Source organism: Streptococcus sp. 477 (genome assembly GCF_013277295.1).
GTDB lineage: Bacteria > Bacillota > Bacilli > Lactobacillales > Streptococcaceae > Streptococcus > Streptococcus pseudopneumoniae.
Map to the genome: position 1 here is coordinate 1 of NZ_VMMQ01000069.1, position 14,556 is coordinate 14,556.

16 protein-coding genes and 4 pseudogenes are annotated in these 14,556 nt (G+C 39.5%); 17 read left to right on the plus strand and 3 right to left on the minus strand.

Annotated features, from left to right (window positions below):
• The 9 genes and pseudogenes from HT691_RS08035 to HT691_RS08075 all read left to right on the plus strand — a co-directional run.
• A partial coding sequence (locus tag HT691_RS08035; RefSeq protein WP_188110821.1) for a hypothetical protein occupies positions 1–853 on the plus strand: 853 nt, incomplete at its 5' end.
• 958 nt (positions 854–1,811) lie between these two features.
• A complete protein-coding gene (locus HT691_RS08045) occupies positions 1,812–2,423 on the plus strand; it encodes an Abi family protein (RefSeq protein WP_050207918.1) in 612 nt (203 codons plus the stop codon).
• Positions 2,424–2,658: 235 nt separating this feature from the next.
• Positions 2,659–3,762 carry an FAD-dependent oxidoreductase gene (locus HT691_RS08050; RefSeq protein WP_000754685.1) on the plus strand — a complete coding sequence of 368 codons (1,104 nt, stop codon included), beginning with the start codon at positions 2,659–2,661 and terminating at the stop codon, positions 3,760–3,762.
• Positions 3,763–3,768: 6 nt separating this feature from the next.
• Positions 3,769–4,038 carry a hypothetical protein gene (locus HT691_RS08055; protein ID WP_000694299.1) on the plus strand — a complete coding sequence of 90 codons (270 nt, stop codon included), beginning with the start codon at positions 3,769–3,771 and terminating at the stop codon, positions 4,036–4,038.
• On the plus strand, positions 4,017–5,036 hold the full coding sequence (gene galE / locus HT691_RS08060) for a UDP-glucose 4-epimerase GalE (RefSeq protein WP_101514716.1): 1,020 nt from the start codon (positions 4,017–4,019) through the stop codon (positions 5,034–5,036). The genes HT691_RS08055 and galE overlap by 22 nt, the downstream gene beginning before the upstream one ends.
• A 7-nt stretch (positions 5,037–5,043) precedes the next feature.
• Positions 5,044–5,586 (plus strand): annotated as a pseudogene (locus HT691_RS11680) (glycosyltransferase family 2 protein); the annotation flags it as partial.
• 195 nt (positions 5,587–5,781) lie between these two features.
• A pseudogene (locus HT691_RS11685) lies at positions 5,782–5,973 on the plus strand (glycosyltransferase); the annotation flags it as partial.
• Positions 5,974–6,147: 174 nt separating this feature from the next.
• Positions 6,148–6,792, plus strand: a complete 645-nt coding sequence (locus HT691_RS08070; RefSeq protein ID WP_172925326.1) for a hypothetical protein — start codon at positions 6,148–6,150, stop codon at positions 6,790–6,792.
• 38 nt (positions 6,793–6,830) lie between these two features.
• Positions 6,831–6,932, plus strand: a pseudogene (locus tag HT691_RS08075) (group 2 glycosyl transferase); the annotation flags it as partial.
• 63 nt (positions 6,933–6,995) lie between these two features.
• Here the strand turns inward: HT691_RS08075 and HT691_RS08080 are convergent.
• A complete protein-coding gene (locus HT691_RS08080; RefSeq protein WP_161802646.1) occupies positions 6,996–7,199 on the minus strand; it encodes a ferredoxin in 204 nt (67 codons plus the stop codon).
• A gap of 51 nt (positions 7,200–7,250) precedes the next feature.
• On the opposite strand from HT691_RS08080, the gene HT691_RS08085 reads away from it, so the two are divergent.
• The 8 genes from HT691_RS08085 to HT691_RS08120 all read left to right on the plus strand — a co-directional run bounded on the left by HT691_RS08085 (position 7,251) and on the right by HT691_RS08120 (position 13,163).
• Positions 7,251–7,727: an SAG1386/EF1546 family surface-associated protein gene (locus HT691_RS08085; RefSeq protein ID WP_001040899.1), complete on the plus strand. Its 477-nt coding sequence runs from the start codon at positions 7,251–7,253 to the stop codon at positions 7,725–7,727.
• Between the two features lie 8 nt (positions 7,728–7,735).
• The gene (gene cmk / locus HT691_RS08090; RefSeq protein ID WP_000849378.1) at positions 7,736–8,407 is read left to right on the plus strand and encodes a (d)CMP kinase; all 672 of its coding nucleotides are present in this window, start codon (positions 7,736–7,738) and stop codon (positions 8,405–8,407) included.
• Between the two features lie 130 nt (positions 8,408–8,537).
• Complete coding sequence (locus HT691_RS08095) at positions 8,538–8,876, plus strand: zinc ribbon domain-containing protein YjdM (RefSeq protein WP_001061594.1); 339 nt, start codon at positions 8,538–8,540, stop codon at positions 8,874–8,876.
• A 2-nt stretch (positions 8,877–8,878) separates the two neighbouring features.
• Positions 8,879–9,508, plus strand: a complete 630-nt coding sequence (locus HT691_RS08100; protein ID WP_000033949.1) for a Pr6Pr family membrane protein — start codon at positions 8,879–8,881, stop codon at positions 9,506–9,508.
• 239 nt (positions 9,509–9,747) lie between these two features.
• Complete coding sequence (locus HT691_RS08105) at positions 9,748–10,899, plus strand: MFS transporter (protein ID WP_000808704.1); 1,152 nt, start codon at positions 9,748–9,750, stop codon at positions 10,897–10,899.
• Positions 10,900–11,211: 312 nt separating this feature from the next.
• On the plus strand, positions 11,212–11,961 hold the full coding sequence (gene truA / locus HT691_RS08110) for a tRNA pseudouridine(38-40) synthase TruA (RefSeq protein ID WP_000199190.1): 750 nt from the start codon (positions 11,212–11,214) through the stop codon (positions 11,959–11,961).
• Positions 11,951–12,724, plus strand: a complete 774-nt coding sequence (locus HT691_RS08115) for a bifunctional hydroxymethylpyrimidine kinase/phosphomethylpyrimidine kinase (RefSeq protein ID WP_023934118.1) — start codon at positions 11,951–11,953, stop codon at positions 12,722–12,724. The genes truA and HT691_RS08115 overlap by 11 nt, the downstream gene beginning before the upstream one ends.
• A complete protein-coding gene (locus tag HT691_RS08120) occupies positions 12,702–13,163 on the plus strand; it encodes an ECF transporter S component (RefSeq protein WP_023934120.1) in 462 nt (153 codons plus the stop codon). Before HT691_RS08115 ends, HT691_RS08120 begins: the two co-directional genes overlap by 23 nt.
• Positions 13,164–13,310: 147 nt before the next feature.
• Here HT691_RS08120 and HT691_RS08130 read toward each other — a convergent pair.
• Positions 13,311–13,785, minus strand: a pseudogene (locus HT691_RS08130) (GNAT family N-acetyltransferase).
• A gap of 48 nt (positions 13,786–13,833) precedes the next feature.
• Positions 13,834–14,556 carry an ABC transporter permease gene (locus HT691_RS08135; protein ID WP_000191422.1) on the minus strand — a complete coding sequence of 241 codons (723 nt, stop codon included), beginning with the start codon at positions 14,554–14,556 and terminating at the stop codon, positions 13,834–13,836.

A 14,556-nucleotide genomic window follows, 5' to 3' on the forward strand; every position in this document is an offset into this window, starting at 1 on the left:
GACAGAAACCGTAGAGAAAAAATCTGGTAATAATAGTACTGATACTAGCAACAGTGGCAACACCAACAATGGAGCTACTACCAACCCTGCTGGCAGCAATAGCAACAGTGTGACACCAGATAACAGAGGCAATACTCCAGCCCCTGGTGTGACAACTGACAATAGTAGCAATACGACCCTTACTACTCCATCGTCTACTGTTGGACAGGCACAAGCAAGCACTTCGACTCAAGAAACGCCAGTTTCTACAAGCACTCCAAACAATTCAGGAACTACAGTGACTCCTAACGAGACTCGTCCTGTTGACAAGTCTGAGCTTGCTCGATTGGTTGAAGGATTGGAAAGTCGTTTGAAAGATTTGGATGATATAGATAGTACAACGCTTGAGTCAGCTAAAGCTCTTCTTACAGAGATTAAACAAGCTCTTAATGACGAAAGTTTGACAGAGTCCGATTTGCGTGATATTGTTAGAAGAGTGAGAGAGGTAATAGACTCCTTAAAAGGTGTGAAAGAAGACCAGCAAAATCAAGAAAAAGATCAGATGAAAGACGATAGTCAGACAACTACTGAATTTTCATATGTAGTAATGATTGGCAGTCTACTTGCCCTTCTTGGGCTCCTTCTCTTCCTCATCGCGCGTCGTAAGAAAGAGTCAGAACTCAAGAAATTGGTCAAGGAACTAAGCAAGCTTGAAGCAGAATTGGATTCTACAAATGTGGATACGAAAGTTCTCGACCAAGCACGAGAAGCTCTCGCTCAAGCAGTTGCTTTCCTAGCCAATGAGAAAGAGTCTGACCACACAGAAGACGAGTTGATTGAGAAACTCAAAGCGATTCTTGCTCAGCTAAGATAAGCGACATGTTGAAATATCGCAGGCGACCATAGAAGTTACTACATTGCTGGATAATGACGATAGGAAAAGTTAGTCGCAAACCTGTAGTGGGAATATACCAGCTTCTAGTGGGGAAGTGGTTCTGGGAACAGGACACCGTCTTTTAAATGGGAATGCTTCCTCCTCTAGTACAAGTAGAAGTCTTTGATGGTAGAGTAAGATAAAGAAGAAACACGAAACAAGTAAGATAGTTCATGAAATGGAACTGAAAATTGCTGGTGTGGACTCTTGAAGGAAGTAATGGATAGAAAGAAGTTGAAAAGCGTCTTTCTATCCATCTTTCTTTAGGAGTTGATGTAAGCGCTCTCTATCACTTGGTTTTGTCAGATGATTGTGCTCTCCATAACCAACCATACGTATATCATATATAGTAGATTGAAATAAGATATGAACAAAGAGATTGAGAAAGTCAAATTAATTTCTAGAAATATTTTAGAATCCGTAGCCTACTATTCTAGGCTCAATATACTACACTTAAAAAATATTTCTATTGATTAATAGGGATTATTGTGGTATAATCTAGGTAGATTAGAAGTCATCAAAGGTGCAGCAATGTATAACTAGGTGACCTTTTTTCATATAGTGGAGACTGTTAGAATGAATGTTGCCATATTTGAATTAACAAATTTCAAGGAATATATTCCTTGAAATATTGATATAGTTGATAAAATACGATTAGTTTATAATCCTGTGTTAGCACCTACTACGTTAAAAATGGCGATTGAACCTGCACTGACAGAAGAAGAATTGTATCAACATATGAAAGATAAATCTCATTGGGATTTTTCATATAATGTTGATGATGAATTTTATAAAAAGGATTGCGTAGATTTATGGTAAATTGGTTAATCGTCAGTATATTTTAGCTAAGTAAGCCTACTTATTTGATAGTTACCTTAGAAATTTCCTTCAAGAAATATTGGAGAGAATTGAAGTCTTTTTGAAAAAGAGTACCGCTGATGCTCTGACGCTTGGATACCAAAAAACTATTTATATTTTTGAAGACGATGATTTATATTTTTCTGAACAATCTAAATACTGCAAGGATAACCCTAAACGTCAGGATACTGTCTTGAAAACAAAGTATCATTTATCGCGGTTTATTTTTGAAAAACAAGATGATTCCATAGTAAAGAATCAGATTAGACAATATGGTGTTGTGTTGCCTTGGACTGTTTTTCGTTTAATGACATTTGGAAATATATCATCATTTCTTGTCGCCTTACAACCAGGTTATCGAAATAAGGTTGCTGCTTATATTAGTTTGCTCTTGTATAAGGATGATAAAATTCCAGCTAAAATCTTATTGTCCTGGTGTAATGCACTTCGATATCTTAGAAATATATGCTCATATAATGGCAGATTATATGAACGCTTACACCATACCTTACCTGCTCTTCATCATTCTGATAAGGAGTTATTGGAGACAAACTCAGAGAATGATGATAAGACATTATTTATTTATTTATTTTATAGCAATGAGACATCTTATTTTGTCCATGTCCCTAGAAACCCAGAATTTTTGGAATAAAAAATACAAAATTTACTAGAAGAAGGAAGTAGAGAACAAGTTGATTTGAGACACTACGGTCTTCCAGAGGACTGGGTGAACTTATTGACAATTAAGAATAGGATAATCTCTTAGATAGATAATTATTGGAAAGAATAAGATAGTATGGAGGTCTAGTATAAAACAAAATAAAGGGCACAAAACTTTTTTATTCTGTGTTGTGCCTTGAGTGAAACAAAAGGAATAAATTATAACAATGAAAAAAGTTGCCATTATTGGAGCAGGAATTGTGGGGACAACAGCTGCCTACTACCTCTCGAAAGAAAGTGACCTAGAGGTAGCCGTCTTTGACCATGGACAAGGTCAGGCTACCAAGGCTGCAGCAGGAATTATCAGTCCTTGGTTTTCCAAACGCCGCAATAAAGCTTGGTACAAAATGGCGCGCTTGGGGGCTGATTTTTATGTGGATTTATTAGCTGATTTAGAGAAATCAGGGCAAGAAATCGACTTTTACCATCGTTCGGGAGTCTTTCTCCTGAAAAAGGATGAATCCAAGTTGGAAGAACTCTATGAATTAGCCCTCCAGCGCAGAGAAGAATCTCCCTTGATAGGGCAATTAGCCATTCTGGACCAAGCATCATCTAATGAATTATTCCCTGGTTTGCAGGGATTTGACCGTCTGCTCTATGCTTCTGGTGGAGCGAGAGTAGATGGCCAACTTTTAGTGACTCGTTTGCTGGAATCCAGTCATGTCAAGCTGGTCAAAGAAAAAGTGACTCTGACACCGTTAGCATCAGGCTACCAGATTGGTGAAGAGGAGTTTGAGCAGGTTATTTTGGCGACGGGAGCTTGGTTGGGGGATATGTTAGAACCCTTGGGTTATGCTGTGGATGTCCGTCCTCAGAAAGGACAGCTCCGAGATTATCAGCTGGCCCAAGACATGGAATTTTACCCTGTTGTCATGCCAGAAGGGGAATGGGATTTGATTCCTTTTGCAGGTGGTAAATTGTCCCTAGGTGCTACCCATGAAAATGATATGGGATTTGATTTGACGGTAGATGAAATCTTGCTCCAGCAAATGGAGGAGGCAGCCTTACCTCACTATCCAGTTTTAGCTAGAGCGACTTCAAGGGCTGAGCGTGTGGGAATCCGTGCCTATACTAGTGATTTCTCTCCTTTCTTTGGGCAAGTGCCAGAATTGGCAGGTGTCTACGCTGCTAGTGGACTAGGTTCATCAGGCCTCACAACTGGTCCTATTATTGGTTACCACCTAGCTCAATTGGTCAAAGGCAAGGAGTTGACTTTGAACCCTGAAAACTACCCAATTGAAAACTATGTCAAACCGGTAAAAAGCGAATAATACTCAATGAAAATCAAAAAACAAACTAGGAAACTAGCAGCGGGCTGCTCAAAACACTGTTTTGAGGTTGTGGATGGAACTGACGAAGTCAGTAACCATACCCATGGCAAGGCGAAGCTGACGTTGTTTGAAGAGATTTTCGAAGAGTATAAGCATTTTACTGAAATTTTATCTTACCCTCTAGGATGGCAAATGACATTCCCTATCAAAAATGGTAAAATAAGAAAAAATAATCCGAGAATCGAGGAATTAAGATGCAAGAAAAGATTTTGCTAACGGGTGGAGCAGGTTTTATCGGAACCCACACTGTTATTGAGTTAATCCAAGCAGGTCATCAGGTTGTTGTGGTGGATAACCTTGTCAACAGCAATCGCAAAAGTTTAGAAGTTGTTGAGAGAATTACAGGAGTTGAAGTACCTTTCTATGAGGCAGATATCCGTGATATAGATACTCTTCGTGACATTTTCAAACAAGAAGAACCAACAGGGGTCATTCACTTTGCTGGCTTGAAGGCTGTCGGTGAATCTACTCGTATTCCTCTTGCCTACTATGACAACAATATCGCAGGAACTCTTAGCCTTTTGAAAGCTATGGAAGAAGCCAACTGTAAGAACATCATTTTCAGTTCTTCTGCGACAGTTTACGGGGATCCTCATACAGTGCCAATCCTGGAAGATTTCCCACTTTCAGTGACCAATCCATACGGTCGTACCAAGCTCATGCTAGAGGAAGTTTTGATAGATATCTACAAGGCAGACTCAGAATGGAATGTGGTCTTGCTTCGTTATTTCAACCCAATCGGAGCCCATGAAAGTGGAGACCTAGGAGAAAATCCAAACGGTATTCCAAACAACCTCTTGCCATATGTGACTCAAGTAGCTGTTGGGAAATTAGAGCAAGTGCAAGTGTTTGGAGACGATTACGATACCGAAGATGGAACTGGTGTTCGTGACTATATCCACGTTGTCGATTTGGCTAAAGGTCACGTCGCAGCTCTGAAAAAAATCCAAAAAGGTTCAGGCCTAAACGTTTATAACCTTGGAACAGGTAAAGGCTACTCAGTTCTTGAAATTATCCAAAATATGGAAAAAGCAGTGGGACGCCCAATTCCTTACCGCATCGTAGACCGTCGCCCAGGGGATATCGCAGCCTGCTATTCAGATCCTGCAAAAGCCAAAGCAGAACTGGGCTGGGAAGCAGAACTCGGCATCACCCAAATGTGTGAAGATACATGGCGTTGGCAAAGCAAGCATCCAAATGGATTTGAAGACTAAGATGGTGATGTCAATCATTGTCCCCTGCTTAAACGAAGAGGAAGTACTTCCTCTTTTTTATCAGGCTCTGGAAGATTTGATTCCAGATTTGGAAACAGAAATCGAGTATGTCTTTGTCGAGGATGGATCGAACGATGGAACCTTGGAACTTTTAAAGGCCTATCGGGAGCAAAATCCGGCAGTGCATTATCTTTCTTTCTCTCGAAATTTTGGCAAAGAAGCAGCCCTTTATGCAGGCTTGCAATATGCGACAGGAGATTTGGTGGTGGTGATGGATGCAGACCTCCAAGATCCTCCTAGTATGTTGCTTGAGATGAAAAACTTACTAGACCAGAATGCAGATTTGGACTGTGTTGGAACACGGAGAACTAGTCGGGAGGGAGAACCCTTCTTTCGCAGTTTTTGTGCTAATCTCTTTTACCGCCTTATGCAAAAAATTAGTCCAGTAGCCCTGCCATCAGGTGTCCGTGATTTTCGCATGATGAGACGGTCTGTAGTCGATGCCATTTTAAGTTTGACTGAGTTCAATCGTTTTTCTAAAGGACTTTTTGCCTGGGTCGGTTTTAAAACCTACTATCTGGACTATCCTAATGTCGAAAGGCAGGCCGGCAAGACCAGTTGGAGTTTTAGGCAACTCTTTTTTTACTCCATTGAAGGGATTGTTAATTTTTCAGATTTCCCTTTGACTATAGCCTTTGTAGCTGGTCTCCTATCTTGTTTTCTTTCTCTGCTGATGACCTTTTTTGTTGTGGTTCGGACCCTCATTTTGGGCAATCCGACATCTGGTTGGACCTCTCTGATGGCTGTTATTCTCTTTCTTGGAGGCATTCAACTCTTGACCATTGGGATTCTCGGTAAATATATCAGTAAGATTTATTTGGAGACTAAAAAAAGACCACTTTATCTTATCAAAGAAAAAAGTTATCATAGATCATGAAAAAGTAGGAATTATCTGGCGCAGTCACTTTTTTGTAATTATAATTCTTTTGGTCTGGAACTTGAGTGATTTTTAAAAAAATTAGGGATTTGACATGATATAAATGAACTATGTGGAATAAATTTACTGCAAAGACGATAACTTAATAAATAAAAAATTCAGGAGGGTTATTTTATGCTAAGTAAAGAGGATTATATTGAAGAAATCGGACTTATTGAGAAACAAAATTATGTAGAAGCTGAATTGTATCCTATAATTGCTGATATAATTAAGCCAACTTTAAAAGATAGTTTATCAAAAAGATATGTTTTCGGAAGAAGAAAGAGTAATATGGGACAAATATATTATGGTCTAAGTAATTTTCCTGATATAGTTATTTTAGATAAGACTTATGAAAACAAATCCAGAAAAAGTATAAAAATTAAAGAATGGAAAAAACTTCGAGGGTGCGTGGAAGTTAAGAATTTAAATCATCGTTTAATTACAGAGGAAGAAATCAAATCAACCTTATCGAACAGTTTTGAACATTTAACTAGAGAGATGGGACAACTTATTGGAGACATTTTATGCTATAAAAAAGTAATTTATACAAATGGAATTGAATGGAGATTTCTAAGTTTAGATGACAAGGAAGAGATAGATAATACAATTGTTGAAGTAGTTAACAAAAGAATAGAAACAGAAGAAGCGGGAAATTCTTTTGATTGGTGGAAGAATATTAAAGATTTATCGTTCAATTATACGGATATATGCCTATCTAAAGATTGTAGACGAGAGTGGAATGAATTTGTAAAAAGGGTAAAGGAAATAGAATGGTAGAAGTCTATTCTCATTGAGGAATTTAGATTATAAGTTGCAGTAAGATTTATTTGGAGACTAAAAAAAGACCACTTTATCTCGTTAAAGAAAAAAGTGATCTTCCTGATTTTACAGAAAAAAATAAAGTGAAAAGACTATAATTTTACATGGAAATATGCTAAACTAGAAAGAGTGAAACGTTCTTGTCAATTTACTATGAGAGATTAGTGTTGATCTTTAATCAAGGCACGTGTCGGACAGTTTCTAACAGCCTCTAAGACATCCTGACTAGGAGAAATTTCTTTTTCCAGTTGGTCAGGATTATCGTAAAAACGCACGATTCCATTATCGTGGTAATCAAATAAGTCAGAATAAGTTTGGCAAAGCCCACAGGCGATGCATCGTTCAGGTATAAGTGTGATTTTCATGTTCATATTTATATTGTAATAAGAAAAGTAAAAAAAAACAAGGAGTAAGGTATGGCAAAAGAACCGTGGCAAGAAGATATTTATGATCAAGAAGAAGCAAGAGCAGAGCGTCGGCATCGAAACCACGGAGGGGCTGATAGGATGGCTAATCGTATTTTGACGATCCTAGCTAGTATTTTCTTTGTAATTGTGGTGGTGATGGTCATCGTTCTCATCTATCTATCATCGGGGGGAAGTAATCGCACAGCAGCCTTAAAAGACTTTCATGATTCTGATGCAAGTGTAGTACAAATCTCATCTTCAAGCAGTTCTCAGCCTGAGCAGAGTTCAGAGCCAGAATCTACTTCTAGTAGTTCAGAAGAAGCTGCTAATCCTGAAGGAACGATTAAAGTTCTCGCAGGAGAAGGGGAAGCAGCTATTGCCGCTCGTGCAGGAATCTCCATTGCTCAGTTAGAGGCCTTGAATCCTGGGCACATGGCTACAGGATCTTGGTTTGCTAATCCAGGTGATGTTATAAAAATAAAATAGGAGCCGATATGAAAACAATTCAAATTGCTATTGATGGTCCTGCTTCCAGCGGTAAGAGTACGGTCGCAAAGATTATTGCTAAGGATTTTGGATTCACCTACCTTGATACAGGAGCTATGTATCGTGCAGCGACCTATATGGCTCTTAAGAACCAATTAGGAGTTGAAGAAGTCGAAGCCCTTCTAGCCTTGTTGGACCAGCATCCAATCAGCTTTGGACGTTCAGAAACTGGAGACCAGCTTGTTTTTGTAGGAGATGTGGATATTACCCATCCTATCCGTGAAAATGAAGTGACCAATCATGTTTCTGCTATTGCAGCAATTCCTGAAGTGCGTGAGAAACTGGTTTCTCTCCAACAAGAAATTGCCCAGCAAGGCGGGATTGTCATGGATGGTCGCGATATTGGAACTGTTGTATTGCCACAAGCAGAATTGAAAATTTTCCTAGTAGCTTCTGTTGATGAGAGAGCAGAGCGTCGTTACAAGGAAAATATTGCCAAGGGAATTGAAACAGACCTTGAAACCCTAAAAAAGGAAATTGCTGCGCGTGACTACAAGGATAGTCATCGTGAGACTTCTCCTCTCAAACAAGCAGAGGATGCTGTCTACCTTGATACAACTGGTTTGAACATTCAAGAAGTAGTTGAAAAAATCAAAGCAGAAGCTGAAAAAAGAATGTAAATGTAGAAAAGCCGATAGATTGATATCGGTTTTTTTCTAAATTTGTCAAAATGCTGATTTTAGGGTATAATAGTTGCTGTTCGAGAAATTTTGATTTTCAAAGAATAGTGAATGATGATAAGGAGAAACCATGAACAATTTACCAAATTGTCCAAAATGTAACTCAGAGTATGTCTACGAAGACGGTGCTCTACTGGTTTGCCCAGAGTGTGCTCATGAGTGGAATCCTGCTGAAGTTGCAGAAGTAGAAGAAGGTCTTGTCGCTATCGATGCCAACGGAAATAAATTGACTGATGGTGATACAGTAACTCTCATCAAGGACTTGAAAGTAAAAGGTGCGCCAAAAGATTTGAAACAAGGGACGCGCGTGAAAAATATCCGCATCGTAGAAGGCGACCACAATATCGACTGTAAGATTGATGGTTTTGGTGCCATGAAACTTAAATCAGAGTTTGTGAGGAAGATTTAAGCATGTCAAAACACTATAAACTTGTATTTTATAGCCGTATCTTCTTGTTTCTAGCGGCTTTTACGGGAGTTTATCTTGAAATTACTAAGCATGGTGGTTTTGGGATGCTTCTCTATTACACGGTTCTGTCCAACCTCTTGGTAACTATTTTTACCCTTTATCTTCTAAAGGTTATGAGCCGTGTAGGTGAAAATTGGCAAAGGCCAAGTCTCTTGCGCTTAAAAGGTGGGGTCACCATGAGTATCATGATTACCTGTGTGATTTACCATTTCCTCTTGGCGCCCATTGCGACTAATTTCTATACCCTAGAAAATTTCCTTTGCCACTATATCGTTCCCATCTGGTTTTTAGCGGATACCCTCTTTTTTGACAAACAGGGTCAATATAAGATTTGGGATCCAGCAGTGTGGACCATTTTACCCTTGCTGTATATGATGTTTGCTCTTTTTAATGGCTTGGTTCTAAAACTCAATATTCCAAATGCCAAGGATAATCCTTTCCCTTACTTCTTTTTAAATGTGAACAAGGGTTGGGATGTCGTATTCAAGTGGTGTCTGATTATCTTTGTTGCCTATATGGTAGCAGGATTTATCTTCTACTTTATTAAGCAAATCAAGAGAAAGTCATTCTAATACTCTTCGAAAATCTCTTCAAACCACGTCAGTTTCCATCTGCAACCTCAACACACTGTTTTGAGCAGCCTGCGGCTAGCTTCCTAGTTTGCTCTTTGATTTTCATTGAGTATAAGACACAAGGGATTCATTTTCGAGTTTGAGAAGGAGTCTGTGTACCAATGAGGCTTCTTCTTTTCTTGCTTTTTTGATAACTATCAAAAAAGTAGAAGATTAAGAGAAATATAGAAAGAGATTTCATGAAACAATTTTTAGAACGGGCCAGCATTTTGGCTCTCTCCCTCGTTTTGATTACCTCCTTTTCCATTTCGAGTGCCCTACCAGCCATGTTTGACTATTATCAGGGTTATTCTAAGGAACAAATTGAGTTCTTGGTGAGCTTGCCTTCCTTTGGAATCATGATGATGTTACTGCTAAATGGTTTCTTAGAAAAAATATTTCCTGAGCGCTTACAGATTAGTTTGGGCTTGCTGATTTTATCATTGAGCGGTACAGCTCCCTTCTGGTACCAAGCCTATTCCTTTGTCTTTGGAACACGGCTTCTTTTTGGTTTAGGTGTTGGGATGATCAATGCCAAGGCCATTTCTATTATCAGTGAACGCTATCAAGGAAAAAGGCGAATTCAGATGTTAGGGCTACGCGCTTCTGCAGAGGTCGTTGGAGCTTCTCTCATTACCTTGGCCGTCGGTCAGTTGTTGGCCTTTGGTTGGACAGCTATCTTTCTAGCCTATAGTGCTGGATTTTTGGTGCTGCCCCTTTATCTGCTCTTTGTCCCTTATGGAAAATCAAAGAAAGAAGTCAAGAAAAGAGCGAAGGAAGCAAGTCGTTTAACTCGAGAAATGAAAGGCTTGATTTTTACCCTAGCTATCGAAGCGGCAGCTGTAGTTTGTACCAATACAGCTATTACCATCCGTATTCCAAGTTTGATGGTGGAAAGAGGATTGGGGGATGCCCAGTTATCTAGTTTTGTTCTTAGTCTCATGCAGTTAATCGGGATTGTGGCTGGAGTGAGTTTTTCTTTCTTGATTTCTATCTTTAAAGAGAAACTGCTCCTCTGGTCTGGTATTACATTTGGCTTGGGGCAAATCGTGATTGCCTTGTCTCCATCCTTGTGGGTGGTAGTAGCAGGAAGTGTTCTGGCTGGATTTGCCTATAGTGTAGTCTTGACGACGGTCTTTCAACTTGTCTCTGAACGAATTCCAGCTAAACTCCTCAATCAAGCAACTTCATTTGCTGTATTAGGCTGTAGTTTCGGAGCCTTTACGACCCCATTCGTTCTAGGTGCAATTGGCTTACTAACTCACAATGGGATGTTGGTCTTTAGTATCTTAGGAGGTTGGTTGATTGTAATCTCTATCTTTGTCATGTACCTACTTCAGAAGAGAGCTTAGGATTGATTCCTAAGTTTTTCTTTTGATACTCAATGAAAATCAAAGAGCATAGTTGATTGAGTTTGGAATAGTACGCTGTAGCTGCTAAAATATTTCTAGAAATTAATTTGACTTTCCTAATAGAATTATTCATATCTTATTTCAATCTACTATAGAAAGCTAGCCGCAGGTTGCTCAAAATAGTGTGTTGAGGTTGCAGATGGAAACTGACGTAGTTTGAAGAGATTTTCGAAGAGTATGAGATTTTTATACCCATACAATATTTGTTTTAGGTCCTTGTTTACAGACTAATTTCTTGATAAAATAGAGGTTATGACGAGATATAAAGCAACTATTTCCTATGATGGTTATGCCTTTGCTGGCTTTCAGCGCCAGCCTCATGCGCGTAGCGTTCAGGAAGAAATTGAAAAAACCTTGACCAGGTTAAATAAAGGGCAAGCTATTACTGTTCACGGTGCTGGTAGGACAGATAGTGGGGTTCATGCTCTGGGACAGGTGCTTCATTTTGACTTGCCCTATCAAATGGATGAGGAAAAACTTCGCTTTGCCTTGGACACCCAGTCCCCTGAAGATATTGATGTGATTTCGATTGATCTGGTAGCGGATGATTTTCATTGCCGTTATGCTAAGCATAGCAAGACCTATGAGTTTATCGTGGATAGAGGACGTCCCAAAAATCCCATGCGCCGTCACTATGCCACCCACTTCCCTTACCCACTTGATGTGGAGAGGATGCAGGAGGCCGTCAAAAAGCTAGAAGGAACCCATGATTTCACTGGCTTTACAGCCTCTGGGACTAGTGTAGAGGATAAGGTTCGCACTATTACAGAAGCCAGTCTTAGGGTTGATGAGACAGGCCAGTTTTTGACTTTTACCTTTTCAGGAAATGGTTTCTTGTATAAACAGATTCGCAATATGGTGGGGACACTGCTCAAAATCGGCAACAAGCGTATGCCAGTAGAGCAGATTGACCTCATCTTGGAGAAAAAGGACAGGCAGCTTGCAGGTCCCACTGCAGCACCAAATGGTTTATATTTAAAGGAGATTCGTTATGAAGAATAATCGTATTTTAGCACTTTCTGGAAATGATATTTTTAGTGGTGGTGGCCTGTCAGCTGATTTGGCTACCTATACTTTGAACGGCTTGCATGGCGTTGTAGCAGTGACTTGTTTGACAGCCTTGACAGAAAAAGGATTTGAAGTCTTTCCAACTGACGATACCATTTTTCAACATGAATTGGATAGCTTGCGTGATGTGGAGTTTGGGGGAATTAAGATTGGTCTTCTCCCTACTGTCAGTGTGGCTGAGAAGGCATTGGACTTTATCAAGAAACGCCCAGGAGTGCCTGTGGTATTGGACCCTGTCTTGGTCTGCAAGGAAACGCACGACGTAGCAGTTAGTGAACTTTGCCAAGAGTTGATTCGCTTTTTCCCTTATGTCAGTGTGATTACGCCTAACCTCCCAGAAGCAGAATTATTAGCTGGTCAAGAAATCAAAACCTTGGAAGACATGAAAACTGCAGCGCAGAAATTGCATGATTTAGGAGCGCCAGCAGTCATTATTAAGGGAGGCAATCGCCTTAGTCAGGACAAGGCTGTGGATGTCTTTTATGATGGACAAAACTTTACAGTTCTAGAAAATCCTGTCATTCAAGGGCAAAATGCTGGTGCAGGTTGTACCTTTGCTTCCAGCATTGCCAGTCACTTGGTTAAAGGTGATAAACTTTTGCCAGCAGTAGAAAGCTCTAAGGCTTTCGTTTATCGTGCTATTGCACAAGCAGATCAGTATGGAGTAAGACAATATGAAGCAAACCAAAACAACTAAAATCGCCCTTGTATCCCTATTAACCGCCCTTTCTGTGGTTCTAGGTTATTTCTTAAAAATCCCAACACCGACAGGCATCCTAACTCTTTTAGATGCGGGTGTCTTCTTTGCGGCCTTTTACTTTGGTAGTCGTGAAGGAGCTGTAGTCGGAGGACTAGCAGGTTTCTTGATTGACCTCTTATCAGGCTATCCTCAGTGGATGTTCTTTAGCTTGGTCAACCATGGCTTACAGGGATTTTTCGCAGGATTTAAAGGAAAAACTCAGTGGTTAGGCCTCGTTTTGGCAACGATTGCCATGGTAGGGGGTTACGCCTTGGGTTCTACATTGATGAATGGCTGGGCTGCAGCTCTACCAGAAATCCTACCAAATTTCATACAAAATATGGTAGGGATGATTGTAGGATTTATCCTTAGTCAAAGTATCAAGAAGATTAAGTAAAGAGGCTGTGGAGAAAGTCCTAAGAATTAGAAAAAACGCATAGTATCAGGTGTTGAAACCTTGATACTATGCGTTTTATTGTGGGAAGATTTTCCTCATTTTCTAGTGAAATTAAACTTTTTCTAACATCTTTTTATAGATTACTTCTTAATCAATTATCATTTCCATTGTTGTTTCTTGGGGTTTCATCCCTTGTCTTTGATAAAAGCGGAGAGCACCCTCGTTATCATTCCAGACACTTAGGGTTAGATTATTGCAGCCAATTTCTTTAGCATAATTGAGAGCGAATTGACAGAGTTGATTACCAATTTTTTGACCACGAGCATTTTGAGCTTACACATAAATCTTCGATAAAAAGGGTTTTGATTTCTTGGAGAACAGGATTATCTGTTTTATCTTTTATGGTACAAAATAGGTGTTCGAGAACTTGTCCCTTCTTATCTTCAAAAACAAAAATAGGGGTATGTTCTTGAGAGAGAATATTTTGCAACTCAGAGGAACTATATTTAGTCCCAGTTTGCTTAAAAATATCTGGTCGAGCTTGGTGGTGAAGCGTAAGGATTTGTTGTAATAAATCGAGTAATTTAGGAATATCTTCTTGTTTAGCTTTTCGAATAGTCATGAAGGTTCTTTTTATTGGCTTAGTCTATAAGAAAAGCTTTAGGGGCAATCATTTTTCTTTATGAAGAGTTCTTAAAATAATTAACTGTGTTGACATAATCCAAAGAATGAGAATACTCATGTCCAATAGAGAAACATTTCCGTAGTCGTAAAGGCTGGCTCGCAGAAGATTTGAGGAAGGGACGAAAGGGAGGGCACGGTAAAGATGGTTTACCCACTCAGGTAGTCGATCTGCAGGATACATGAGTGGTGAGAACATGAGTCCAATCATAAGAATTAGCTGCGACATAAGGGTTACTGTATTTGGAGAAAAGGTGTAGGCTATAGCAAATCCCAGACTAATCATAGTAAGACAAATCAGAAGCACAATAAAAACACCAAGAAAAGATGGATGGAGACGAACAGAAAAACGGACATACCCAAGTAGAATAGAAATAAAAACTCCCGGCAAAATGGCAATTAACCACATCCACAAGTCAGCGAGAGAAATGAATATCCTAGGGATGGGTAAGGCACGAATATAATCAAAATGCCCTTCCAACTTATCATTTGCTATAACAGGGGAGGAAATTGTACAACCCATGGAGATAATTCCAATTAAAACAGAACCAGACGAAAGATAGTAGGCAGTAGTCGAATCGATATCGCCAATAACTAGAGGGTAGCCAAAAAGAAGAGAAATGGATAAGAGGAGCTGTGCTAGTGTAAAAAGGATGAAAAGCTCTTTTTGGCGCAAGTAGTTCCAATGAAGTAAGTAAAAAAATTGAGTCAT

Excerpts from the sequence above, each read along its gene's own strand:
- HT691_RS08085 (WP_001040899.1), top strand. The coding sequence starts at position 7,251 with ATGGCAAAAGAACCGTGGCAAGAAGATATTTATGATCAAGAAGAAGCA.
- HT691_RS08080 (WP_161802646.1), bottom strand. The coding sequence starts at position 7,199 with ATGAAAATCACACTTATACCTGAACGATGCATCGCCTGTGGGCTTTGC.
- HT691_RS08105 (WP_000808704.1), top strand. The coding sequence starts at position 9,748 with ATGAAACAATTTTTAGAACGGGCCAGCATTTTGGCTCTCTCCCTCGTT.
- HT691_RS08135 (WP_000191422.1), bottom strand. The coding sequence starts at position 14,556 with ATGACTCAATTTTTTTACTTACTTCATTGGAACTACTTGCGCCAAAAA.
- HT691_RS08100 (WP_000033949.1), top strand. The coding sequence starts at position 8,879 with ATGTCAAAACACTATAAACTTGTATTTTATAGCCGTATCTTCTTGTTT.
- HT691_RS08070 (WP_172925326.1), top strand. The coding sequence starts at position 6,148 with ATGCTAAGTAAAGAGGATTATATTGAAGAAATCGGACTTATTGAGAAA.
- HT691_RS08055 (WP_000694299.1), top strand. The coding sequence starts at position 3,769 with ATGAAAATCAAAAAACAAACTAGGAAACTAGCAGCGGGCTGCTCAAAA.
- HT691_RS08120 (WP_023934120.1), top strand. The coding sequence starts at position 12,702 with ATGAAGCAAACCAAAACAACTAAAATCGCCCTTGTATCCCTATTAACC.
- HT691_RS08095 (WP_001061594.1), top strand. The coding sequence starts at position 8,538 with ATGAACAATTTACCAAATTGTCCAAAATGTAACTCAGAGTATGTCTAC.
- HT691_RS08050 (WP_000754685.1), top strand. The coding sequence starts at position 2,659 with ATGAAAAAAGTTGCCATTATTGGAGCAGGAATTGTGGGGACAACAGCT.
- HT691_RS08115 (WP_023934118.1), top strand. The coding sequence starts at position 11,951 with ATGAAGAATAATCGTATTTTAGCACTTTCTGGAAATGATATTTTTAGT.
- cmk (WP_000849378.1), top strand. The coding sequence starts at position 7,736 with ATGAAAACAATTCAAATTGCTATTGATGGTCCTGCTTCCAGCGGTAAG.
- galE (WP_101514716.1), top strand. The coding sequence starts at position 4,017 with ATGCAAGAAAAGATTTTGCTAACGGGTGGAGCAGGTTTTATCGGAACC.
- truA (WP_000199190.1), top strand. The coding sequence starts at position 11,212 with ATGACGAGATATAAAGCAACTATTTCCTATGATGGTTATGCCTTTGCT.